21 protein-coding genes are annotated in these 23,029 nt (G+C 70.9%); 7 read left to right on the top strand and 14 right to left on the bottom strand.

All coding sequences use genetic code 11. From position 1 onward, the window contains the following. Window positions 1-103: 103 nt before the first annotated feature. The 10 genes from ACRX5W_RS03065 to ACRX5W_RS03020 all read right to left on the bottom strand — a co-directional run bounded on the left by ACRX5W_RS03065 (window position 104) and on the right by ACRX5W_RS03020 (window position 9,968). The gene (locus ACRX5W_RS03065) at window positions 104-1,726 is read right to left on the bottom strand and encodes an NADH-quinone oxidoreductase subunit N (protein ID WP_436786311.1); all 1,623 of its coding nucleotides are present in this window, start codon (window positions 1,724-1,726) and stop codon (window positions 104-106) included. Then, window positions 1,723-3,354 carry a complex I subunit 4 family protein gene (locus ACRX5W_RS03060; RefSeq protein ID WP_436786310.1) on the bottom strand — a complete coding sequence of 544 codons (1,632 nt, stop codon included), beginning with the start codon at window positions 3,352-3,354 and terminating at the stop codon, window positions 1,723-1,725. The genes ACRX5W_RS03065 and ACRX5W_RS03060 overlap by 4 nt, the downstream gene beginning before the upstream one ends. A gap of 73 nt (window positions 3,355-3,427) precedes the next feature. After that, window positions 3,428-5,392, bottom strand: coding sequence for an NADH-quinone oxidoreductase subunit 5 family protein (locus ACRX5W_RS03055; RefSeq protein ID WP_436786309.1), 1,965 nt, complete (start codon window positions 5,390-5,392; stop codon window positions 3,428-3,430). Beyond that, window positions 5,389-5,820, bottom strand: a complete 432-nt coding sequence (nuoK, locus tag ACRX5W_RS03050) for an NADH-quinone oxidoreductase subunit NuoK (protein ID WP_436786308.1) — start codon at window positions 5,818-5,820, stop codon at window positions 5,389-5,391. Before nuoK ends, ACRX5W_RS03055 begins: the two co-directional genes overlap by 4 nt. A gap of 4 nt (window positions 5,821-5,824) precedes the next feature. Continuing rightward, window positions 5,825-6,487 (bottom strand): NADH-quinone oxidoreductase subunit J family protein, encoded by a 663-nt coding sequence (locus tag ACRX5W_RS03045; protein WP_436786307.1) that lies wholly within the window; start codon window positions 6,485-6,487, stop codon window positions 5,825-5,827. Beyond that, the gene (locus ACRX5W_RS03040; protein WP_436786306.1) at window positions 6,484-7,044 is read right to left on the bottom strand and encodes a NuoI/complex I 23 kDa subunit family protein; all 561 of its coding nucleotides are present in this window, start codon (window positions 7,042-7,044) and stop codon (window positions 6,484-6,486) included. The genes ACRX5W_RS03045 and ACRX5W_RS03040 overlap by 4 nt, the downstream gene beginning before the upstream one ends. Continuing rightward, window positions 7,041-8,000: a complex I subunit 1/NuoH family protein gene (locus tag ACRX5W_RS03035; RefSeq protein ID WP_436786305.1), complete on the bottom strand. Its 960-nt coding sequence runs from the start codon at window positions 7,998-8,000 to the stop codon at window positions 7,041-7,043. The genes ACRX5W_RS03040 and ACRX5W_RS03035 overlap by 4 nt, the downstream gene beginning before the upstream one ends. Then, the gene (locus ACRX5W_RS03030; RefSeq protein ID WP_436786304.1) at window positions 7,997-8,989 is read right to left on the bottom strand and encodes an NADH-quinone oxidoreductase subunit C; all 993 of its coding nucleotides are present in this window, start codon (window positions 8,987-8,989) and stop codon (window positions 7,997-7,999) included. The genes ACRX5W_RS03035 and ACRX5W_RS03030 overlap by 4 nt, the downstream gene beginning before the upstream one ends. After that, a complete protein-coding gene (locus tag ACRX5W_RS03025; RefSeq protein WP_436786303.1) occupies window positions 8,986-9,600 on the bottom strand; it encodes an NADH-quinone oxidoreductase subunit B in 615 nt (204 codons plus the stop codon). The genes ACRX5W_RS03030 and ACRX5W_RS03025 overlap by 4 nt, the downstream gene beginning before the upstream one ends. Beyond that, the gene (locus ACRX5W_RS03020) at window positions 9,591-9,968 is read right to left on the bottom strand and encodes an NADH-quinone oxidoreductase subunit A (RefSeq protein ID WP_436786302.1); all 378 of its coding nucleotides are present in this window, start codon (window positions 9,966-9,968) and stop codon (window positions 9,591-9,593) included. Before ACRX5W_RS03020 ends, ACRX5W_RS03025 begins: the two co-directional genes overlap by 10 nt. Before the next feature lie 259 nt (window positions 9,969-10,227). On the opposite strand from ACRX5W_RS03020, the gene ACRX5W_RS03015 reads away from it, so the two are divergent. The 5 genes from ACRX5W_RS03015 to ACRX5W_RS02995 all read left to right on the top strand — a co-directional run bounded on the left by ACRX5W_RS03015 (window position 10,228) and on the right by ACRX5W_RS02995 (window position 16,642). Further along, on the top strand, window positions 10,228-11,559 hold the full coding sequence (locus tag ACRX5W_RS03015) for a sensor histidine kinase (protein ID WP_436786301.1): 1,332 nt from the start codon (window positions 10,228-10,230) through the stop codon (window positions 11,557-11,559). A 276-nt stretch (window positions 11,560-11,835) separates the two neighbouring features. Then, the gene (locus ACRX5W_RS03010) at window positions 11,836-12,480 is read left to right on the top strand and encodes a response regulator transcription factor (protein WP_436786772.1); all 645 of its coding nucleotides are present in this window, start codon (window positions 11,836-11,838) and stop codon (window positions 12,478-12,480) included. A 247-nt stretch (window positions 12,481-12,727) separates the two neighbouring features. Beyond that, entirely contained in the window at window positions 12,728-14,590 is a 1,863-nt protein-coding gene (locus ACRX5W_RS03005; RefSeq protein WP_436786300.1) for a 2-oxoacid:acceptor oxidoreductase subunit alpha, read from the top strand. After that, window positions 14,583-15,665: a 2-oxoacid:ferredoxin oxidoreductase subunit beta gene (locus ACRX5W_RS03000; protein ID WP_436786299.1), complete on the top strand. Its 1,083-nt coding sequence runs from the start codon at window positions 14,583-14,585 to the stop codon at window positions 15,663-15,665. The genes ACRX5W_RS03005 and ACRX5W_RS03000 overlap by 8 nt, the downstream gene beginning before the upstream one ends. A gap of 146 nt (window positions 15,666-15,811) precedes the next feature. Continuing rightward, window positions 15,812-16,642, top strand: coding sequence for a GAF and ANTAR domain-containing protein (locus ACRX5W_RS02995; protein WP_436786298.1), 831 nt, complete (start codon window positions 15,812-15,814; stop codon window positions 16,640-16,642). A 108-nt stretch (window positions 16,643-16,750) separates the two neighbouring features. Here the strand turns inward: ACRX5W_RS02995 and ACRX5W_RS02990 are convergent, their stop codons facing one another. From ACRX5W_RS02990 to ACRX5W_RS02975, 4 genes are all read right to left on the bottom strand, one after another. Next, window positions 16,751-17,320, bottom strand: a complete 570-nt coding sequence (locus ACRX5W_RS02990; RefSeq protein ID WP_436786297.1) for a hypothetical protein — start codon at window positions 17,318-17,320, stop codon at window positions 16,751-16,753. A gap of 216 nt (window positions 17,321-17,536) precedes the next feature. Then, window positions 17,537-18,478, bottom strand: a complete 942-nt coding sequence (locus ACRX5W_RS02985) for an ABC transporter permease (protein ID WP_436786296.1) — start codon at window positions 18,476-18,478, stop codon at window positions 17,537-17,539. Further along, window positions 18,465-19,478: an ABC transporter ATP-binding protein gene (locus ACRX5W_RS02980; RefSeq protein ID WP_436786295.1), complete on the bottom strand. Its 1,014-nt coding sequence runs from the start codon at window positions 19,476-19,478 to the stop codon at window positions 18,465-18,467. Before ACRX5W_RS02980 ends, ACRX5W_RS02985 begins: the two co-directional genes overlap by 14 nt. After that, window positions 19,475-20,641 (bottom strand): LolA family protein, encoded by a 1,167-nt coding sequence (locus ACRX5W_RS02975; protein ID WP_436786294.1) that lies wholly within the window; start codon window positions 20,639-20,641, stop codon window positions 19,475-19,477. The genes ACRX5W_RS02980 and ACRX5W_RS02975 overlap by 4 nt, the downstream gene beginning before the upstream one ends. 250 nt (window positions 20,642-20,891) lie before the next feature. On the opposite strand from ACRX5W_RS02975, the gene ACRX5W_RS02970 reads away from it, so the two are divergent. Beyond that, window positions 20,892-21,404, top strand: a complete 513-nt coding sequence (locus ACRX5W_RS02970) for a MarR family winged helix-turn-helix transcriptional regulator (protein WP_436786293.1) — start codon at window positions 20,892-20,894, stop codon at window positions 21,402-21,404. Between the two features lie 112 nt (window positions 21,405-21,516). Then, window positions 21,517-23,025, top strand: coding sequence for an MFS transporter (locus ACRX5W_RS02965; protein WP_436786292.1), 1,509 nt, complete (start codon window positions 21,517-21,519; stop codon window positions 23,023-23,025). Window positions 23,026-23,029: the final 4 nt, after the last annotated feature.

Raw genomic sequence — 23,029 nt, 5'->3', positions numbered from 1 at the left:
GGGTCCCCGACCGAGCACGACCGAGCACGACCGAGGCGAGGCCCGGCGAACGACCCCGCCGACAACCGGTCGGCCGACACGCCCACGCCCGCGCGGCGGTCGGTCAGCCGATCAGCCCCGGCAGCGTGAGCACCCGCAGCACGATCTGCGGGGCCACGGACAGCGCCACGCCGAGACCGAACGCCAGTCCGATCGCGACGGCGAACGGTGCCGGTACGCGCAACGTCCCGGCCGTGCCCGAAGTTCCCCCACGGAAGACGCCGCCGGCGACCACGCTGCCCCCGTCCGCACCGGGTTTCGCGGGCACCGGCTCCGCCGGCGCGAACAGCAGTGCGGTCCACACGAGGTAGTAGTACAGCCCGATGACGACGTTGACCGCCATCACCACCGCGAGCCACCCGGTCCCTCCCGCCACCACCGCCTGAAACACCGTCACTTTCGCGAACAGCCCCATCAGCCCCGGCGGCAGGCCGGCCAGGCAGAGCAGAAAGAACGCCATCGCGAGCGCAAGCGCCGGCCGCGCGCGCAGGAGTCCGCGGTAGTCCCCGACGACGCCCCTCGGCCGGTCGCGCCCGACCGCGGTGACGACCGCGAACGCGCCGAGGTTCATCACCGCGTACACCGCGAGGTAGGCGACCGACGCGGGCAGCCGCTCGGGGAGTTCGGCACCGTCGCCCGCCGCCGTGCCGAACGGCACCAGCACATAGCCGGACTGGGCGATCGACGACCACGCGAGTACGCGTACCGCGTCGCCGGACCCGGTCGCCACGCGCACCGCGACCACGTTGCCGACGGTCATCGTCAGCGCGGCGAGCACCGCGAGGACGGGCCCCCAGACGTGGGCGTACGGACGCAGCGCGACGCCGGCGAGCAGCAGCAGCCCCGCGAAGCCGGCCGTCTTCGACACCACCGAGAGGTACGCCGCCACCGGCACCGTGGCCCCGCGGTACGTGTCCGGCACCCAGAAATGGAACGGCACCGCCGCGACCTTGAACGCGAACCCGGCCAGCGCCAGCGCCGCACCCGTCGCTGCGACGGTTTCCAGGCGCGGGTCCAGGTCGGTCAGCCCGGCCGCCACGCGGTCGAGGTGGACGGCACCGGTGGCGCCGTACAGGAGGCTGATGCCGAAGAGCAGGACCGCCGTCGACGCGACCGACATCAGGAAGTACTTGAGTGCCGCCTCGCCACCGCGCCCGTCGCGACGCAGTCCGACCATCGCGAACGACGGCAGCGACAGTGTTTCGAGGGCGACGACCAGGGTGACCAAGTCCCGCGCGGCGACCAAGGTGACCGCGCCGGCGGCCGAGGCGAGGAGCAGGAAGTGGTACTCGCCGCCGGGGATGCCCGAGTCGTCGTGACGTTCGTCGGCCCAAGGGCGCGGCGCGGTCATCGGCATCGACAGCAGCACCACGACCGCGGCCGACGCGGTGATCACCAGTTGCAGAACAAGGGTGAAGTCGGACGCGACGTACGAGCAGGCCGCCGAGTCGCCGGGCACGCAGAACGTCGCTCGGGTCTCGTCGGCGAGCCGCAGCGGCAGGAGGAGGAGCAGCGACGCCGCGAGTCCGGCCAGAGAGATCCATGCGAGCCACACTTTGCGCGGTCCGGCGAGGAAGAGGTCCGCGAGGAGGACGGCGAGGGCCGCGATTGCGAGCACCAGCGGCGGGCCGACGGCGAGCCAGTCGATGTCCTGCACGAGAGACGTTGACGGTTCGGCCAGGATCACGAGCCCCCTCCCAACAGCGCGCGGACGGCAGGGTCGGTCACCGCGAGCACGGACGCGGGCCACAGCCCGGCGACCACGGTGAGCACGACCAGCGGCCCCCATGCGGCGATGTCGATCGGGCCGACGTCGGGCAGGGGTTCGACGCGGGCGGGCGGCTGCTGGTCGCCGAGTGCCGTCTCGGGTCCGGCCGCGGTGGCGCCGGAAGCCCTGCCGGACGCCGCGCCGGACAACCCGGCGGGACGGCCGGTGCCTCGCGTCTCGGCGCCCAACCCCGGCCCGGCGCACACCGTGCGCACGATGGCCAGCATGTACGCGGCGGTCAGTACCGTCCCCGCGCCCGCCACCGCCAGCAGCACGAGGTAGAGCGGGCGTTCGAGACCGTCCGCGGGTTTGTACGCGCCGTACATCGCCAGCAGTTCGCCCCAGAACCCGGCCAGCCCCGGCAGCCCGAGGCCCGCGACGGCACCGAAGGCGAGAAGTCCGCCCAGCCGGGGAGCCCGCGCGTACAGGCTTCCGCCGATGCGGGCCAGGAGGGCGGTGCCGCTGCGCTCTTTCACCGCGCCCGCGAGGAAGAACAGCAGGCCCGTCACGAGCCCGTGGCCGATGTTGACGAAGAGCGCCCCGTTGAGCCCCTGAGGCGTGAGCGTCGCGATGCCGAGCAGTGCGAAGCCCATGTGGCCGACGGACGAATACGCGATGATCCGCTTCAGGTCGCCGTCGGGGCTGCGCACCAACGCGAGACACACCAGCGAGCCGTAGACGATCCCGATCGTCCCGAACGCCGCGAGGTAGGGCGCGAACACCTCCGCGCCCTCGGGCAGCACCGGCACCGCGATGCGGATCAGACCGTAGGTCCCCATCTTGAGCAGCACGCCGGCCAGCAGCACCGAGCCGCCCGTCGGCGCGGCCGTGTGCGCGTCCGGCAGCCATGTGTGCAGCGGCCACATGGGCACCTTGACCGCGAGGCCGAGTCCGATCGCGAGGAACGCGGTGATCTGTACCCCGCGCGACATGCCGTCGCCGCCGGCGGCGGCGAGCTCGGTGATGTCGAACGTGCCCGTGTGGGCCTGGACGAGCAGGAAACCGAGCAGCATCACGGCCGAGCCGAGCAGTGTGTACAGGATGAACTTGACCGCCGCCGGGCCGCGTTCGCCCGGGGTGCCCCAGCGGGCGATGAGGAAGTACATCGGGATCAGCACGACCTCGAAGAACAGGAAGAACAGGATGAGGTCGAGCGCGGCGAACGTACCGAGCACGCCGCATTCCAGGACGAGCACGAGTGCGACGTACGCCCGCGCGCTGCCGCCCGGCGGAATTGTCCCCAGGCTGTGGACGGCGACGAGGAACGTCAGCAGCGCGGTCAGGACCAGCAGCGGCAACGAGATCCCGTCGACGCCGAGATGGAAGTGCAGCCCGAGCGACGACGCCCACACGCGGTCGGTCTCGAACTGCGTGCTGCGCGCGTCATCGCGGTCGAACCCGGCCGCGAGTGCGATCGTCAGCGCGAGCGTGACGCCCGTGACCGCGACGCCTGCGTACCGCGCGTGCCGGTCGCCGACGGGACGCAGGATCAGCCACGTCGCCGCCGCGAGCGGCAGCGCGATCGCGATCAGCAGCACGACGCTCATGCAGGCACCTCGCTTCGCTCGCCGCCGCATTCGCGAAACGCATCCCTCTTACCGACTCGCTCGCTCCGCTCACTCATGCGCCCACCGCCACCGCGACCGCGAGGACGACGACACCGGTCAGCAGCCCGGCCAAATACACGTGGACGTTTCCGTTCTGAGTGCGCCGCAGGCCGCCGCCCGCCAGCCGGGTGCCGGTCGCCGCGCCGCGCACATAGCCGTCGACGACCGCGTGGTCGAGGAAACGTGTCGCGCGCGCGAACGCGCGTACCGGCCGGACCACCGCCGCGTCGTAGGCGCGGTCGACGTCGAAGCCGCGTTCCGCCGGAGCCCGCAACGGACCGAGCACCCGTGCGGGGTCGGCGCCCGGATCGCGCCGCCACAGCGCCGCGACGAGGGCGGCTCCCGCCGCCAGCAGGGCGATCGCGACGAGGGACGTGCCCAGGGTGGGCGCGAGGTCGTAATACGCGTTGTTCTGCTCAAGCCGCCCGGCCTCCGCCGCCGCGCTGTCGTACGGCCGTCCGTCGGCGTCGCCGAGCCACGACGGCAGCCACGACTCGGACAGGCCGACGACGCCGAGCGCGACGGTGGGCACTGTGAGGACGACGAGCGGCCACAGCATCGCGCGCGGTACCGGCCCGTGGCCGTCGCCCGCGTGTTCGTCCGCCAACACGTCGGCCCGCTCGGCGTGGTGCGTCACCGCGCGCTCCGGTCCGAAGAAGACGCGCAGCCATACCCGGGTCGCGTACGCGGCCGTCAGCGCGACGGTCAGCAGGCCGGCGACCAGCACCAGCCAGCCGGCGGCCGCGTGTGGCCCGCCCGGGGACGAGTGCAGCGCGGTGTGCTCGGCTGCGCGCAGCACCGCTTCCTTGCTGAAGAACCCGGACAGCGGGAGCACCCCGACGAGTGCCGCGAGCCCGGCGGTCGTCGTCCAGAACACCATGGGCGACCGGGTCCGCAGGCCGCCCATTTCGCTGAGGCGTCCGCTGGCCGCGATGTGGATGACCACACCGGCGGCGAGGAACAGCAGCGCCTTGAACGCCCCATGCGTCAGCAGGTGGAACACCGCGGCGTCACGACCTCCCGCCGCCAATCCGCCTGTCATGTAGGCGAGCTGACTGACCGTCGACCACGCGAGCACCCGTTTGAGGTCGTCCTGCGCGAACGCGGCGAGCGCTGACACGACCATCGTCACCGCCGCGACGACCGCGAGCACCAGCAGCGTCGCGTCCGCGGCGAGGAACACCGGGTAGAGGCGGGCAACGACGTATGCTCCGGCGGCGACCATGGTCGCGGCGTGGATGAGCGCGCTGACCGGCGTGGGGCCGGCCATCGCGTCCGGGAGCCACGTCTGGAGCGGCACTTGTGCGGACTTCCCGGCGACGCCGCCGAGCATCAGCAGGGTCCCGGCGGTCACCCACGCGGCACCGCCGGGCGGCGCGGTGTCGACGATCTCGCCGATCTGAAACGATCCGCTGCCGACGCCGAGCACAAGAATTCCGATCAAAAACGGCACGTCGCCGAGCTTGGTGACCAGGAAGGCCTTGACGGACGCAGCCCGCGCGACTTCGGTCTCCCACCAGTGGCCGATGAGGAAGTACGAGCAGACGCCCATGACTTCCCACCCCACCAGCAGAACGATCACGTCGCCCGTGTAGACCACGAGCAACATCGCGGCGGTGAACAGCGAGACGAACGCGGCGTACGACGGGTAGCGCGGATCCTTGCGCAGGTACGCCGCCGAGTAGATCTGCACCAGCAGCGCGACCGCCGCGACCATCGCCCCGACCAGCGATGCGAGGCCGTCGATGCGCAGCGACAGCGTGATGTCGAGCCCGCCGGTCGGGGTGAGGCGTACGCCGTCTTCCGTGACACCGCCGCTGCCGTGCCGGATCGCCACGGCGAAGGCGAGCACGGCGGCGAGGGCGAGGGGGGCGACCGCCAGGGTCCGGGCGGCGCGGAGGGACCGGCGGCCCGCCGCGAGCGACGCCAGGGCGGCGAGGAACGGGAGCCCGGTGGCCAGGGCCGCGGCCGTGATCATGAGGTGCTCCGGTCTGTGGCGCTCGACGCTGTGGATCTCGCCGCCGTGCCGTTCGGGCCGGTGCTGTTCGAAGCCGTGCTGTTCGAGGCTGTGCTGTTCGAGGCTGTGCCGTCGTCCGGGCCGGGCTCGGCGAGGTCACGCAGCGCGGAGACGTCCGATGTCGCGCGGCTGCGGAACACCATGAGCACGATCGCCAGGCCGAGGCCGATCTCGGCCGCGGCGATCGTGATGACGAACAACGTCAGCGCCTGTCCGGCGTGCAGCGTGTCGCGCAGCCACATGTCGAACGCGACCAGATTGATGTTGACCGCGTTGAGCATGAGCTCGACGGACATCAGGACGAGAATGGCGTTGCGGCGCACGAGGACGCCGTAGAGGCCGACGCAGAAGAGCAGCACCGCGAGCACCAACGGGTAGACGAGGTGCACGCGATCACCGCTCCCGAGGAGGACGGGAGGCCGTACGCACGTCCTTGCCGGACGCCTTGTCGTCCCCGTCGCGTCCGCGCGACAAGACGATCGCGCCGATCAGCGCGGCGAGCAGCAGCACCGACAGCACCTCGAACGGCAGCACCCATACGCGGAACAGACTCTCGCCGGTGGCACGGGCCGACCCGTCGTCGGTCTTCTCCAGATCCAGGTACGTCGCGTGGAACGCGTCGACCACCACCGTCAGCAGCGTCGCCGCGGCCCCCGCGGCGACCAGCAACGCGGGCCACCGGCGCGGGGCGTCCAACTCGGTCGAGCGGCCGATCGGGGCGCGGGTGAGCATCAGCCCGAAGAGCAACAGGACGACGACCGCGCCGATGTAGATGAGCACTTGCACCCACGCGATGAACTCCGCTGTGAGCAGCAGGTATTCGGCCGCGAGCCCGCCCAGGGCGACGACCAGCCACAGCGCGGCGTGCACGATCTGCCGGGTCGTGACGACCAGCAGCGCGGAACCGAGGACGACCAGGCCGATCAGCACGAAGGCGATCTCGGCGCCGGTCGGCGAGAGGAACCCGGGCCCGCCTTCGCCCGAGATGTCGGCGGCCGGGGCGGTGTTCGCGGCGACATCCCGCGACCACGCCGCGACGGCGGCGCGCGCGGTCACCGCGTGTCCCCCTCGCGCCCGGCGCCGCGCTCCAGTTCCTTCGCGGCCTTGTCCGCCGCCCGGCGGGCAACCGCGAACTCCTTGGGTTCCTCCGCGCGTTCGTCGAGTGCGGGCGGTGCGGGCACGGTCCACATCCAGGCGCGGAGCGTGTCCTTCTCGTGGGTCAGCGCGCGGATGTCGTCGGTCGCGTACTCGAACTCCGGTGACCAGAAAAGAGCGTCGAACGGACAGACTTCGACACAGATCCCGCAGTACATGCACAGCGCAAAATCGATCGCGAAACGGTCGAGGACGTTGCGCGTACGGTCGCGGGCCCCCGGCTCCTTCGCCGGCACGACCTCCTTGTGCGAATCGATGTAGATGCACCAGTCGGGGCACTCGCGCGCGCACAGCATGCAGACCGTGCAGTTCTCCTCGAACAGCGCGATCACCCCGCGCGAGCGTGGCGGCAGCTCCGGAAGCACCTCCGGATACCCCTGCGTGACGGAGCGCTTCGTCATCGTCCTGAGGGTGACGGCCAGCCCCTTGGCCAGGCCCGCTCCCGGAATCTTCGTCATGCGGCGGCCACCCTCACCACGCCGGTCAGCACGAGTTGCCCGAGAGCGAGCGGGATCAGGCCCGTCCAGGCGAGTTTTTGGAGCTGGTCCTCGCGCAGCCGCGGATAGCTGACGCGCAGCCAGATCACCACGAACGCGAGGAGCCCCGTCTTGAGCACGGTCCACAGCCAGCCGACGTCGTCGGACCAGGGGCCGTGCCACCCGCCGAGGAACAACACCGTGGTGAGCGCGCACAGCACCAGGATCCCGGCGTACTCCGCGAGCAGGAACAGCGCGAAACGCAGGCCGGAGTACTCGGTGTACGCGCCGAAGATGATCTCCGAGTCGGCGACCGGCATGTCAAAGGGCGGACGCTGCAACTCGGCGAGGCCCGCGGTGAAGAACACCACACCGCCGAGTGCCTGCCACGGCAGCCACCACCACTCCCATTCGCCGAGGATCCCGGTGAGCGAGAGCGTCCCGGCCGCCATGGCCACCGACGCGGCGGCCAGCAGCATCGGCAGCTCGTACGCCATCAACTGCGCGGCGGTGCGCAGCGATCCGAGCAGCGAGTACTTGTTGGCGGACGCCCACCCGCCCATGAGCGAACCGAGGACGCCGACGCCCATCACCGCGAGGACGAAGAAGATCCCCGCGTCGATGCTCCGCCCGACCTGGTCGCCGGGCCCGACGGGGACGGCGACCAGCACGACGAGGTACGGCACGAGCGCGATCGCCGGCGCGAGCCGGAACACGCGCCGGTCCGCACCGGCCGGAACGATCTCCTCCTTCTGCGCGAACTTCACACCGTCCGCGACAAGTTGCGCCCAGCCGTGGAACGCGCCCGCGTAGATGGGCCCGACGCGGGCCTGCATGTGGCCCATGACCTTGTGCTCGGTCTGGCCGATGAGCAGCGGCAGCAGCAGGAACGCGAGCAGGACCAGGAGCAGGCGGACGACGACCTCGAAGAAGGTCATGTGTCCTCCGGCGGGAGCTCGGAGGAGGGTGGCGGTTCGGTCGGCTCGGTGTCGGACGCGGGGCCGGCTTCGTGCCCGGACGCGGTCTCGCGCGAGGGGCCGCCCGACGCCTCGTCACCGCTTCCAGGCGGCGGGGTGGAAGGCGAATCACCCGCCGACCGCTCCCGCTGACTCGCCGAGCCGTCGCTCGCCTTCCGGGCGCGGCGGGGGCGGTCGGCGGCGGTCGGCTGATCGGGCCGCCCGGTGGCCGGCTGCTCTGCCGTGTCGGGTGACACGTCGGTCCCCGTGTCGGTCGTGCCCCGCTGGCTCGCCGAGCCCTGGGACGCGCTGCGGGTGCGCCGGGGGCGGTCCGGTCGTGGGGGGCGGTCGCCGGGGGTGCGGCCGGCCCGCGGCGCTGCTGCGGGCTCGTCCGAAGTGGCGGGAGCCCGGTCGGCGTCGGGTCCCCAGACCGCGGGGTCGGGCACGCCCGGCGGCAGCGTCCTGCGGCGCCCCGGCGACCGCGCGGCACCCTCGTGGGCATCCGATTCGCCGGGTTCCTTCGCGCCCGGCCACGGTTTGGCGACCCGCGAGGCCAGGACGAAGTCCTTGCGCAGCGGGTGCCCCTCGAATCCGTCGGGGAGCAACAGCGGTACCGGGTGCGGGTGGTCGTCGAAGACAACGCCGAACATCTCCGCGGTCTCGCGCTCGTGCCACGCCGCGCCCGCGTACACCCCGGTCGCGGTCGGCAGGTGCGGCGTCTCGCGCGGCACGCGGGTGCGCAGCAGGAGCCGCGGTCCCGGTGCGGCGCATACGTGTGCGACCACCGCGAAGCCTTCGGGTGCCTCGTCGACGCCGCTGAGCCAGTCGAAGTAGGTGAGGCCGAGCACGTCGCGCGCGGCGGTCAGCACCTCGATCCAGCGTGCCGCGGGCACGTCGGCGGTGGCCAGGCCGTACGCGTCGGACACCGTGACGTCGTCGCCCAGGGCGGCGCGGATCTCGTCCGGCGTCACGTCGCACCGCCCGGTGCCGCCGGCGGGGTGACCGGCGGTCGGCGCAGGGCCGCGGTGGGCGGCGTGCCGGGGCTCGGCGGGTAGCGGTCGGCGAGCGATTCCGCGCCGATCTTCTCCTGGAGTTTGAGGATGCCCTGCAACAGCGCCTCGGGCCGGGGCGGACAGCCGGGCACGTAGACGTCGACGGGGATGATCTGGTCGACGCCCTTGGTGACGCAGTAAGAGTCCCAGTACGGGCCGCCGCAGTTCGCGCACGAGCCGAACGAGATGACGTACTTCGGCTCCGGCATCTGCTCGTAAAGCCGCTTGATCGCGGGCGCCATCTTGTCGGTGACGGTGCCCGACACGATCATCAGGTCGGCCTGTCGGGGCCCGGGCGCGAAGGGGATCACACCGAGTCGGATGAAGTCGTGTTTGGCCATCGACGTCGCGATGAACTCGATGGCACAGCAGGCGAGTCCGAAGTTGAAGACCCAGAGCGAGTAGCGGCGGCCCCAGTTCAGGACCAGCCGGATCGGGTCCGGTGCCAGTCGCGAGAGCGGGCCGAGCCGGGGGGCCGGCAGTCCCACGGGGTTGCCGCCGCCCGGCGAGCCCGGGCCGGTCACGTCCACGTCAGTACGCCTTTCCGCCACGCGTAGAGCAAACCCACAGCAAGGAAGCCGACGAATACGAACATTTCGACCAGGGTCGTCGCACCGAACCCGGGGTCGGCGAAGACCGTGGCCCACGGGAACAGGTAGATCGCGTCGACCGCGAAGATCACATACAGATAGGCGTAGATGTAGTACCTGACGTGCGTCTGGGCCCAGCCCTCGCCGACCGGGTCCACGCCGCACTCGTACGCCGTCAGCTTCTCGGCGGTCGGGGCGTGCGGGCGCAGGAGCCGGTTCGCGGTGAAGGCGGCGGCGACGAAGCCGGCGCCGACCAGCAGGACCAGTCCGACGAGCGCGTACGTACTGAAGTAGCCGTGTGCGGTCACCTTGGTACGCCCTCTCGTTCTGCCTTTCTGTTGCCCATGTGGCACGGGAGTCTAGGGGGATTGGCCCCGGACTGTCCGCACCGTCCGCTACCGGTACTGTCCCGCGCCGCGGGCTTCGGCGGTAGGCCGGTGAGGGCATCGTGGTAGGGCCAGCCCTACCACGAAGACACCGACGTACGTCATGGGATCGCCGCCCTCGTCCGGCAACAGTTGTACTGCAAGGATCGACCACAGATTCCCCCGAGCGAGGACCGCCCCGATGTCGACTGCTGGTATCACCGTGCCCGGCGCGGCGCCGCGCGTGCCGGTGTCCCGTCCCGGCTTCTGGCGCGCGCCGATCAGCGCGCGCACCTGGGGCGAGACGATCCACCTGACCTTGAACTTCGTCGTGGGTCTGGTGGGCTTCATCTACGTCGTCGTGCTGATCGCCCTGGGCATCGGCCTGACGCCGCTGTGCCTCATCGGCCTGCCGCTGCTGGCGGGCGTCCTGCTCTCGTGCCGCGGCTGGGGCGCGATGGAGCGCGGACGGGCCCGGCTGCTGATGGACGAAGTCGTGCGCGCACCCGCCCCGTTCCGGCAGAAGACCCCGGGCTTCACCGGGTGGGTGAAGAGCGGCTGCGCGGACGGCACGGGCTGGCGTGGCGCGTTGTACCTGTTCCTGTTGCTTCCATGGGGCATCTTCACGTTCACGATCGCGATCGCGCTGTGGTCGGCGACGCTGGTGACCCTCACGTATCCGGCCACGCAGCCGCTGTTCCGGTCGGCGGACCAGCCGGGTGCCCTGCTGAGCGGCGACGGGCCGAAGCTGGGCGGCGACGACGTCTACCTCACCGGCCCCGGGTGGGTGGCGCTGACGTTCCTGGTCGGTGTGGTCCTGATGTTCCTGACGCCGCAGATCATCCGCGGCGTCGCGGCGGTGGACCGGGCGATGGTCCGGGCGCTGCTGGGGCCGGCGTTCCTGTCCAAGCAGGTCGAGGAGCTGACCGTCAGCCGCGGCGCGGCCGTCGACACCGCGGCGTCCGACATGCGGCGCATCGAACGCGACCTGCACGACGGCGCGCAGGCCCGCCTGGTGTCGCTGGCGATGGACCTCGGCATGGCGAAGGAGAAGATGAACTCCGACCCCGAGTCGGCACAGCGCATGGTGGTCGAGGCGCACAACGAGGTGAAGCTCGCGCTGCGCGAACTCCGCGATCTGGCGCGGGGGATCCACCCCGCGGTGCTGACCGACCGCGGTCTGGACGCCGCCTTGTCGGCTGTCGCGGCCAAGTGCACGGTGCCGGTGACGGTTTCGGTCGACCTGCCGCGCCGGCCGAGCGCGCCGATCGAGCAGGTCGCGTACTACACCGTGAGCGAGTTGCTGACGAACGTGTCCAAGCACAGCGGCGCGTCGTCCGCGTCCGTGACGGTCCGTGCGGAACGCGACCGCCTGGTGGCCGTGGTCGAGGACAACGGCCGGGGCGGGGCGGACCCCGCGCACGGCACCGGGCTGGCCGGCCTGGTCGAGCGCGTACGGGGTGTCGACGGCACGCTGCGGGTCGAGAGCCCCAAGGGCGGCGGCACGCGGGCCACGGTGTCGCTGCCGCTGTGACCCTGCTGCTGGTGGGCCCGGGGCGACCGCGCGTCCCGGCCCCACGCACGAGCGGTTGCCCGTGCGGACGGAGCCCCGCTGACGCCGCTGCGAGGGCCGCGCCGCAAGGCACGCGGGCAACGCGGCGGGCCGGGGGACGAAAAGCGCCGTTCTCCGGCGCTTTTCCTCCTTCGATGCCGGTCCGGGCCACCGGTCGTGCGCGGCGCGGTTTCCCATCCGGGAGACTGGTGCTGCCGGGGCGCGGGGCTCCGGCGCCGGATGGAGGCTGTCGAGGCCGTGCGCGTCGTGATCGCTGAGGATTCCGTACTGCTGCGAGACGGGCTCACCCGTCTTCTCGAAGACCGGGGCCACGAGGTCGTGGCCGCGGTCGACGACGCCGACCAGCTCATGGCGGTGGCCGCCGAATTGCGGCCCGAAGTGTGCGTCGTGGACGTGCGGATGCCGCCGTCGTTCACCGACGAGGGGATCCGCGCTGCCGTGCGCATGCGGCGGGAACTTCCCGACGTCGGGGTGTTGATCCTGTCACAGGCGGTCGAGGAGCAGTACGCGACCGAACTGCTGGCGGGCAGCACGAGCGGGGTCGGATATCTGCTCAAGGACCGCGTCGCGGACGTGGGCGATTTCGTCGACGCGGTCGTGCGTGTCGCGAAGGGCGGAACCGCCCTCGATCCCGAGGTCGTCTCCCAATTGCTCGGGCGCAGCCGCAAGCAGAATGTGCTGGTCACGCTGACTCCGAGGGAGCGGGAAGTCCTCGGTTACATGGCCGAGGGGCGGACCAACTCCGCCATCGCGCAGGCCATGGTCGTCTCGGACGGCGCGGTGGAAAAACACGTCAGCAACATCTTTGGAAAACTCGGCCTCGCCCCCAGTGAGACCGATCACAGAAGAGTGCTGGCAGTACTCGCTTATCTCGGATCCTGACACTCTGGTGAACGGATTACTGGACTCGTGTCATCATCCCCGCGACCGGAGGTGGGCTCGTCGTGGGCCCAGTTCTGTCCGGAACACGGACAAAATCCACGTTTCCGGATGAAATCCGGCAGCGAATCGCTCCCGTGCACCACCAGGGGCCCGGCCCAGGGCACCCTAAGTACAGCCGTACGATGAAACTGCGACAACCGCGCGGTGCGCGGACGAATCTGCCGCAGCGCCGAGGAGGTCCTCCACAGTGACCAAACAGGTCAAGCAGATCGACCGGGTAGTCATCCGGTTCGCGGGCGATTCCGGTGACGGAATGCAGTTGACCGGAGACCGTTTCACATCCGAAACGGCCACCTTCGGCAACGACCTGTCGACTCTGCCGAATTTCCCCGCCGAGATCCGGGCGCCTGCCGGAACCCTGCCGGGCGTCTCCAGCTTCCAACTCCACTTCGCCGACCACGACATCCTGACCCCGGGCGACGCACCGTCCGTTCTCGTCGCGATGAACCCGGCGGCGCTCAAGGCCAACATCCGCGATCTGCCGCGCGGTGCGGAAATCATCGTCAACACGGACGAGTTCACCAAGCGCGCCATGGCCAAGGTCGGGTACGCGACGAACCCGCTCGAAGACGGCTCGCTCGATGCGTACAACATCCACGCGGTGCCGCTGACCACGCTCACCGTGGACGCCCTCGCCGACTTCGCGATCTCGAAGAAGGACGCGGAGCGCGCGAAGAACATGTTCGCGCTCGGCCTCCTGTCGTGGCTCTACCACCGCCCGACCGAGTCGACGATCACGTTCCTCCAGAAGAAGTTCGCCAAGCTCCCGGTCATCGCGGACGCCAACGTCGCGGCGTTCAAGGCCGGCTGGAACTTCGGCGAGACCACCGAGGACTTCGCGGTCTCGTACGAGATCGCCCCCGCGAAGCTGCCCTCGGGCACATACCGCAACATCACCGGCAACCTGGCGCTGTCGTACGGCCTGGTCGCCGCCGGACAGCGTGCCGAGCTCCCGATCTACCTCGGGTCCTACCCGATCACCCCGGCCTCGGACATCCTGCACGAGCTGGCCAAGCACAAGAACTTCAACGTGCGCACCTTCCAGGCAGAGGACGAGATCGCCGGCATCGGCGCGGCCCTCGGCGCCGCTTTCGGCGGGGCACTCGCGGTCACCACCACCTCCGGTCCCGGTGTCGCACTGAAGTCCGAGGCGATCGGCCTGGCGGTTTCCCTCGAACTGCCGCTGGTCATCGTCGACGTGCAGCGCGGCGGGCCGTCCACCGGCCTGCCGACCAAGACCGAGCAGTCCGACCTCCTCCAGGCGATGTTCGGCCGCAACGGCGAGGCCCCCGTGCCGATCGTCGCGCCGCGCACCGCGGGCGACTGCTTCGACGCCGCCATCGAGGGCGCGCGGATCGCGCTGAAGTACCGCACGCCGGTCTTCGTGCTGTCCGACGGCTACCTCGCCAACGGGTCGGAGCCGTGGCGCATCCCGGCCGTCGACGATCTCCCCGACCTGCGCGTGGAGTTCGCGACCGAGCCGAACCAGGAGATGGAAGACGGGACCAAGGTCTTCTGGCCGTACAAGCGCGACCCCGAGACGCTCGCGCGCCCGTGGGCCGTGCCGGGCACCGCGGGCCTCGAACACCGCATCGGCGGCATCGAGAAGGCCGACGGGATCGGTTCGATCAGCTACGACCCGGCCAACCACGACTTCATGGTCCGTACCCGGCAGGCCAAGGTCGACGGCATCGCCAAGGACATCGAGCCGCTGGCGGTCGACGACCCGACCGGCGACGCGAAGGTGCTCGTCGTCGGCTGGGGTTCGACGTACGGCCCGATCGCGGCCGGTGTGCGGCGGGTCCGCGCGGCCGGCGGCAAGGTGGCGCAGGCGCACTTCCGCCACCTCAACCCGTTCCCGGCGAACACCGCCGAGGTGCTGAAGAAGTACGACAAGGTGATCGTCCCCGAGATGAACCTGGGGCAGCTCGCACTGCTGCTGCGTGGGAAGTACCTCGTCGACGCCATCGCGTACAACCAGGTCCGCGGCCTGCCGTTCAAGGCCGAAGAGCTGGCCCACGTGATCCAGGAGGTCATCGAAAGTGTCTGAGGCAACAGCTTCCGCCAACGGCGCGGGCGGCGGCTTCCCGTCGCTGACGCTGGTCCCCAAGACCGACGCCAAGCAGTCGGCGAAGGACTTCAAGTCGGACCAGGAAGTGCGCTGGTGCCCCGGCTGCGGTGACTACGCGATCCTCGCGGCGGTGCAGGGCTTCCTGCCCGAGCTCGGGCTCCGCAAGGAGAACATCGTGTGGATCTCGGGCATCGGCTGCTCCAGCCGGTTCCCGTACTACATGAACACCTTCGGCATGCACTCGATCCACGGGCGCGCCCCGGCGATCGCGACCGGTCTGGCGACGTCGCGCCAGGACCTGAGCGTGTGGGTCGTCACCGGCGACGGCGACGCGCTGTCGATCGGCGGCAACCACCTGATCCACGCGCTGCGCCGCAACGTCAACCTCAAGATCCTGCTGTTCAACAACCGGATCTACGGGCTGACCAAGGGCCAGTACTCGCCGACCTCGGAGACCGGGAAGATCACGAAGTCGACGCCGCTCGGCTCGCTCGACAACCCGTTCAACCCGGTCAGCATCGCGATCGGCGCAGAGGCGACCTTCGTCGCGCGCACGATCGACTCCGACCGCAAGCACCTCACCTCGGTGCTGCGCGAGGCCGCCGCCCACCCGGGCACCGCGCTGGTGGAGATCTACCAGAACTGCAACATCTTCAACGACGGTGCCTTCGACCAGCTCAAGGACGCCGACACGCGCGACGACGTGACGATCCGTCTGGAGCACGGTCAGCCGATCAGGTTCGGCAAGGACCTCCAGCTCGGCGTCGTGCGCGGCACGGCCGGTGCCCTGGAGGTCGCCGAGGTCGCCGCGGTCGGCGAGGACGCCCTCGTGGTCCACGACGCCCACCGGGAGAACCCGGAGCTCGCGTTCGCGCTGTCCCGCCTGGGCGACCTGACCAGCAACCACCACACCCCGATCGGCGTCTTCCGCAACGTCGAACGGCCGGTGTACGACACGCTGATGGCCGACCAGCTGGCCGCCGACACCGCCGCGCGCGGCGAAGGCGACCTCGCGTCGCTCCTCAGCGGCAACGACACCTGGACGATCGGCTGATCCGAAACACCGGCTGATCTGGACCATCGGCTGACGGTCCGTCATAGTGCAGGGCAGGACGGGGCCCCGGCATCCTTCGCCGGGGCGCCGTCCGTTTTTCAAGCAACATGTGCCCGCATAACCGTCGTCGCGCCTACCGTTGTGCCGTGACCACCTTGCCCCGGCAGACCTCGTACACCGACGCGCGCACCGACAGCAGCGCCGACCCCCGCACCCAAGGCCCCGGCGACGGCGGGGCCCGCCGCAGGAAGCACGGCTCCGACCCCGACAGCCGCGCGCGCGTCGACGCGATCCGCCGGTGGGAGATCCTCGACATCCCGTCGGACTGCTACCACGAGATCGCGGCCCTGGCCGCACGGCTGTTCGCGGTGCCGTATGCCGTCGTGACGATCATGGACGAGAACGACATCTGGTTCCACGGACGGCACGGGCTCGACCTGCCCGGCGTCCCCATCGGGCCGGGGCTGTGCCAGACCATCGTGACCACCGGTGCCCCGCACGGCATCCCCGACGCGTCGCTCGACCCCGTCGCGTGCGCGAACCCGCTGGTGGCCGGGGAGTTCGGGATGCGGTTCTACCTGGGCGTGCCGCTGTGCACCGCGGACGGCCACAACATCGGCACGCTCTCGGTCTTCGACACCGTCCCGCGCCCGGTCCCGGTCGACATGATCGACGTGCTCACCGCTCTTGCCGGCCTGGTGGTACGCGAGTTCGAGATTCGGCTCGCCGCGCGCGCGGCCGTCGCCCGCGAGCAGGAGGAACGCCTCGCCGCCGTGGACCGCACCCTGGACCTGGAGGCGGCCCTCGGCAGCCACGGAACGATCGGGCAGGCCATGGGAATCCTCATGGTCCAGCGACGTATCGACTCCGACAGCGCCTTCGCGGTGCTGCGCCGCGTGTCGCAGAACAACAACGTCAAACTCGCGGACGTCGCACGGCGGCTCGTGGCCGACGTCGAACACCGCGTGCGGCACTGATCGCCGCCGTCCCGCGCAGGGGCGTCGGCGCCGGACGCGTCGGGGCCGGCCGCCCCGGGGTGGGCCTGGTCGGTGCCGGTCGGCTCGGAACCGGTCGGGTTGCCGCGTTCAGACCACACCACGCACCCTGTTGCGCATCACCGTCGACACCCAGTCGCCCAACAACGCGTCCAACTCGACCGGGGCCGCCAACGGCCCCGGCTTCGGCGAATACACCACCACGGCAAGACTGAACCGCGGACGCCGCAGCGCCGCCGCGGCACACGAACGAAACCCGCGCACGCGCAGCTCACGCGCCGCGTCCGGCCAGCGCGACTCACGCTCCAGATCCGGCAGTTGCACCGCGCCCCCGGTGCGCAGCACGTCCGCCACCGGCCCGGGCCGGTCGACGTCGTGCGCGCCGACCACCTCACCAAGGTCGATGTCGGTCGACACCTCGGCGAGCAACGCGTCGTTGCGCCAGAACGCCAGTGTCACGTCGCTGACCCCCGGCAGCTTCCGCAACGCCAACTCCCCGACCGCGGTGAGGAGATCGGCGGCGTCGAGGGTCCGCGGACGCGGCTCGCGCACGGCGTACGCGATCACCGCATCCCGTCCGAGGTCGAACGGACGCGTACGGATCACGCCGTCAGGGCCTGAGGAGCCGAAGGAGTCACTGCGGAACGGGTCGGAAGTCATGACCCCACCTGGTGTGTTGCGGACAATGCCGGTCGGCCGGAGCTCCGCCGCGCGATCGGCGACGACGAGAACCGGCTGTGGCTGACTGTCCAACCGCGTCCAACCCTACGTCGTCCGCACGCCTGGCACCCACGCTGCCGCAGCATCGCCCGATTCGTGCGTGTCCAGCCGAACTCTGGGCACGCACAACAGATCCCCGGGCCGGGCCACGCCCGCTCAGCAGGTGACGTCGCGGTCGGACATGCGGGACCACGCGGCCGCACCGAAGACGAGGGTGTAGGCGAGCTGGAGTTCGATGTTGCGCACGACTCCGTCGGTGACGACGGGATCGCGGAGCAGGTCGCCGAAGGAAAGCCATTCGTCGGTGAACAGCCACGGGTGCAGCGCGTGGAACTGCGGGATCGAGGTGAGGATCGCCGCCCCGATCACCAGGCCGACCGTCGTGGCCATAGCGGCGACCGGCACTGCGGTGAGAGTCGAGACGAACAGCCCGACGGCGGCGATGCCGAGGAGCGAAACGGAAACGGTCGCGGCGATCGCGAGCGCACGCAGCAGCGCCTCGCTCATCGCAATGGTGTCGCCGTTGAGCAGCGGGACGTCGCCCATCGGGAAGAGCACCGCGCCGACCGCGAGGGCCGAGACGGCGACGGTGAACGTCGCGGCGAAACAGAAGGCGGCGACGCCGGCGAACTTGACGGCAAGCAGTCGCACGCGGCCCGCGGGGGCGACGAGGAGGTAGCGGAGGGTTCCGCCGTGCGCCTCGCCGGCGATCGCGTCGCCGGAGACCACGCCTACCGTCATCGGCAGGAAGAACGGCAGGGTCGCGGCAAGTGAGGCGAAGACGAGGAACAGCCCGTTGTTGGTCACCTGGGAGACGAACTCCAGGCCGTTCTCGCCGTCTTCGCCGGACACTCCGTCGGTGAACCAGCGCAGCGCGACACCGAGGAGCACGGGCACGAGCGCCAGGAAGCCGAGCATCGCGTACGTGCGCGGGCGGCGGAAGACGTACCGCATCTCGCTCGCCAGGAGGCCGCGGGCGCGGGGCGCGCGAATCGCGGGGGCGTCTCGGCGAACTGTGGTGTCCGGCACGGCTGTTGGATCGCGAGGTATCGCGGTCGGCACGGTTTCGGCCGGGGCCGGCGCCTCAGTCCTCGACATCGAATCCCTCTCCCGTCAGTGCCACGAAGGCGTCTTCGAGCGAGCCGCCGGTCGTGGTGAAGGAGCGGACGCGCACGTCCGCACGGACCAGGGCCGCACATGCCACATCCGGTGGGACGTCGCCGAGTTCGGCTTCGACGCCGGTGGGCGTGGGGTGCACGGCAGTCGCCTTGAGGGCGGTGAGGACGGTCGCGGCGCGGTCGGTGTCGGGGGTCTCGACGACCAGGCGCCCGCGTACCGCCGCCCGGAGGTCCTCGACGGTCCCCTGGGTGACGAGGCGGCCGCGGTTCATGACGGCCGCGTGACTGCACACCTGTTCGACCTCATCGAGCAGGTGCGACGACAGGAACACCGTCGTGCCGTCGGCGGCGAGTTGCCGGATCAGCGCCCGGATCTCGCGCATGCCCTGCGGGTCGAGGCCGTTGGTCGGCTCGTCCAGCACCAGCAGGTCGCGCGGGCACAGCAGGGCCGAGGCGATGCCGAGCCGTTGCTTCATACCGAGGGAGTACGCACGGGCCTTGCGGTCGCCGACCGCCGACAGGCCGACGCGGGCCAGCGCGGCGTCGATGCGCGTCCTGCGGGTGGCCGGGGCGGCCGTCTGGTCGGCGGCGTCCAGGCGGGCGAGGTTCTCACGCCCGGTGAGGAAGCCGTAGTGCGCGGGCCCCTCGATGAGCGCGCCGACCCGGGGCAGGACCGCACCGGCGGCCCCGGGCATGGCGCCGCCGAGGACGGTCGCGGTGCCGGACGTGGGCTTGACGAGCCCCATGAGCATGCGGATCGTGGTCGTCTTGCCGGAGCCGTTGGGCCCCAGGAAGCCGAACACCGACCCGGTGGGCACCACGAGGTCGAGTGAGTCCACGGCGAGCCGGTCGCGGCCGTACCTCTTGGACAACCCCTGGGTGACGACGGCCGGTTCGGCCCGGCCGGACGAGGTGCGGTGCGGCTGCGTGGTCCGGCCCGGACCGCGTGTCGCCGGACCGGCCGCCGTGGACGTGGTCATCGGCCCGCCGCGCTTTCCGTCACGACGCGCTGGAGCGTGTCGCCGTCGACCGCGCCGACGAACAGCCGGCCGTCGTCGGTGACCAGGACGGTGGCCAGCCGGGTCGTGAACAGCGTTCCGCCGCCCCACGGCCCGGTGACGCGGGTGCCGGCCTTGTCGAGGAGCCCGGCGATCCCGTCGGTCTCGCGCTTGTCGGCTTCGGCTGCGTCGGCGTCATCGGTTCCACTGCCCGGGTCCGCCGCGAACAGGCCCTTGTCGACGGGCACTTCGAGGACGGTGGTCCACCCCTCGCCGTGCGTCTCGGGTCCTCGCCCGCTCTCGCCCAGGCCCGCGGTGAGCTTGCCGAGGTCGAACGGCCCGGCGTCGTTCCTCGCGTCTTCGAAGGTGCCGTCGTTGCGCTCCTCGACCTTCGTGCCGGACGGCGGCTTGAAGTCGAAGGTGTCGGCGGGCGGCTTCTTGAACGACACGTCGGTGAACCCGACGTCGACCGCCGGCTTGCCACCCTTGGCCGTGTCGACCACGACGCGCAGCGGCACACCGGTCTCCGCGTCAACGGCGATGGTCGCACCGCCGATGAGGCTGCCAGCCTGCCCCGGGGCGACTCGCAGCTCGTACGCGTCGCGGCCGGCGACCCTGTCGGTGCCCGCGACCGTGACCCGCGTGTTCGGGCCCACGGCGGCGAGCAGGTGCCGCGCGGTGTCCTGCGGGGTGGTCGCGAGCCCGGGCGCCGGAAGTTCGGCGGGGCCTTCCGGGAGGGTGGTGTGGGTGGCCTCGTTGGCGCTGCTGTCGTAGGTCCACAGGTCACGGCCGTTGTGGACGATGTTGTACTCGGCGAGGTCGGCCTGGATGGCGATGCGCTGCCGGTCGGGGCCGTCGACCGCGACGCGCAGCGTATGGGTGCCGGAGAGGAGCGCGTCGGGGTCCGCTCCGCCGCCGGGGAGGGCCGGGAGGCCGAAGTCGGTGGCGAGCCGGATCGAGCCGGACAGGGTCTCGGTCTTCGACGCGGCAACCTTGGCGACCACCTCCTCCGCGGTCAGGGTCGGGAGCTGTGGATCGGAGTCGTCGGCGAACGCGCTCGGTCCGTACGCGATCGCACCGGCGGCGAGGGCGGCGATCCCGAGCGGGAGCGCGACTTTGCCGGTGGTACGCACAACTGCGGGCATGGAAGGGCCTTTCCGTGGACGACCGGACCCGCCCGGCGTGGCGGGATCTCCGGTGCTTCCAGGGGATCACCGGGCCCGGGGGCGGGGCATCGGCCGCGGGGCACACCGCTGCGTACGCCTTGAGAAGCAGTCGGCGCCGGCGCGAACTACCTGACGACTACGGGGTCCCTCATCCGGTGTCAGGGACACCCAAAGGTTTCGTCTACTGCGGGATAATCCCGTTATTTGCGCACCTTGCTACCCTCGGGGTATGACGACGACTCCCGCTGACAAGCGCGCCGCGGTCGAGCGGCAGGTACCCGATCTCACTTTCCTCCTCTCGCACACCGGCCACGTGCTGGCCACCGAATTGACCGCGCGGCTCGCGGAGATCGACATGTCACCGCGCGGCCAGTGCGTTCTGGTCCACGCGCTCGACGGCGAGATGACGCAGATTCAGCTCGCCGAGGCGAGTGCGCTCGACAAGACGACGATGGTGCTCACCGTCGACGACCTGGAGAAGAAGGGCCTCGCGGAACGGCGCCCCTCTCCCACCGACCGGCGGGCGCGCATCATCGCGGTCACGGAAAAGGGCTACGCGAAGGCCCTGGAGGGCCGCAAGGTCGTCGACGACGTGCACAACGACGTGCTGGCGGCGATCCCGGCCGACGAGCGCGAGGCTTTCGTACGCAACCTCGAACTGCTGGTGCACGGGCGGCTGTCCACCCCGGTGGACTCGGGTCGGCCGGTACGTCGCGGGGGGCACACGGGGAGCCAGAACTAGGTCCCCACAAAACAAGTCCTCTAAATATCGTCTACAACAAAACTATCTGCTAGCGTCTCTCCCGTTGGCACTCAGCCGCGCACGCGGCCAAGTCCCCTGGAGGCGACGCGCGATGGCGCAGCTCGAAACGCTTGACCCGACCGGCCGGACCGGCGCGAAAACCCCGCGCACGTATCCGCGTTCGCTCGCCCTGGCGCTGCTGTGCGTGGGCATGCTGATGGTCATCCTCGACGGCACGATCGTGACCGTCGCGCTCCCCGCGATCGGCGACGACCTCGGCTTCTCGCCGGCGAACCTGGCCTGGGTCATGAACATCTACATGATCGCCTTCGGCGGTCTGCTGCTCCTGGCCGGAAGACTCGGCGACATCTTCGGCCGCAAGCGAATGTTCCTCGCGGGAATCGCGGTCTTCACCGTCGCATCCCTGCTGTGCGGCATCGCCACATCTCCCGAGATGCTGCTCATCGCGCGGTTCATCCAGGGCGCGGGCGGCGCGATGGCCTCGGCCGTGAGCCTCGGCATGATCGTGACCCTGTACCCCGAGCCGTCCGAACAGGGCAGGGCCATCGGCGCGTTCAGCTTCATCGGCGCGGCGGGCGCGTCACTCGGCCTCGTCCTCGGCGGCGTTCTCACCGAAGCCGCGAACTGGCACTGGATCTTCCTCGTCAACCTGCCCATCGGCGCGGTCACCCTGCTCCTGGCCGCCCGCGTGCTGGCCGCCGACACCCCCGCCGGAACCCGCGGCAAGGCGGACGTCGTCGGCGCGACACTCGTCACCGCCGGGCTGATGCTGCTGGTCTACGCGGTGGTCAAGGCCGAGGCGTACGGCTGGGGCGCGGCCGAAACCTGGGCCCTCCTCGCGGGTGCGCTGGTGCTTCTCGCCGCGTTCGCCGTCCGCCAGGCCAAGGCCGCGACGCCGCTGCTGCCGCTGCGTACCTTCCGCTCCCGCAACGTGACCGGCGCGAACGTCATCCAGATCCTCACCATCGCGGCGATGTTCGGCTTCCAGGTGCTCGTCGTGCTCTACATGCAGCACGTTCTGGGCTACGGCGCCGCGAAGACGGGGTGGGCGATGCTGCCGACGGCCGTGGCCATCGGTGCGGTGTCACTGGGGGTCTCCGCCCGCCTGATCGGACGCTTCGGCGCCCGCAACGTGCTTCTGGTGGGGCTCGTCGTCCTCACCGCGGGGATGCTGTACCTCACGCGCGTCCCGGTCGACGGCTCGTACGCGGTCGACCTGCTGCCGGTCTTCGCCCTCCTCGGTGGCGGCGGACTCGTCCTCCCCGCTCTCGCCACCCTCGCGATGTCGGACGCGCGCCCGGAGGACGCGGGAGTCGTGTCCGGGCTGTTCAACACGACCCAGCAAATCGGCGCGGCACTCGGCGTCGCGCTGCTCAACACCCTGTCCACGTCGCGCACCGAAGACCTGCTCGCCGAGGGCAGGTCCCCGGCCGTCGCGCTCACCGAGGGCTACCACGTGGCGTTCACCGTCGGGACGGTCCTGCTCGCCGCCTCGGCCGTGCTCACACTCGTCCTCCTGCGGCCGTCGCGGGCGAAGACGCGAACAGTGAACGGGAGTTCCGCGACAGAGGAAGCGCCTGCGCCACTCGCCCGCATCTGATCCC

The organism is Yinghuangia sp. YIM S10712 (assembly GCF_051388935.1).
Classification (GTDB): Bacteria; Actinomycetota; Actinomycetes; order Streptomycetales; family Streptomycetaceae; genus Yinghuangia.
Note: the sequence above shows the minus strand (reverse complement) of the source record. Positions and strands in the feature narration are given on the sequence as shown.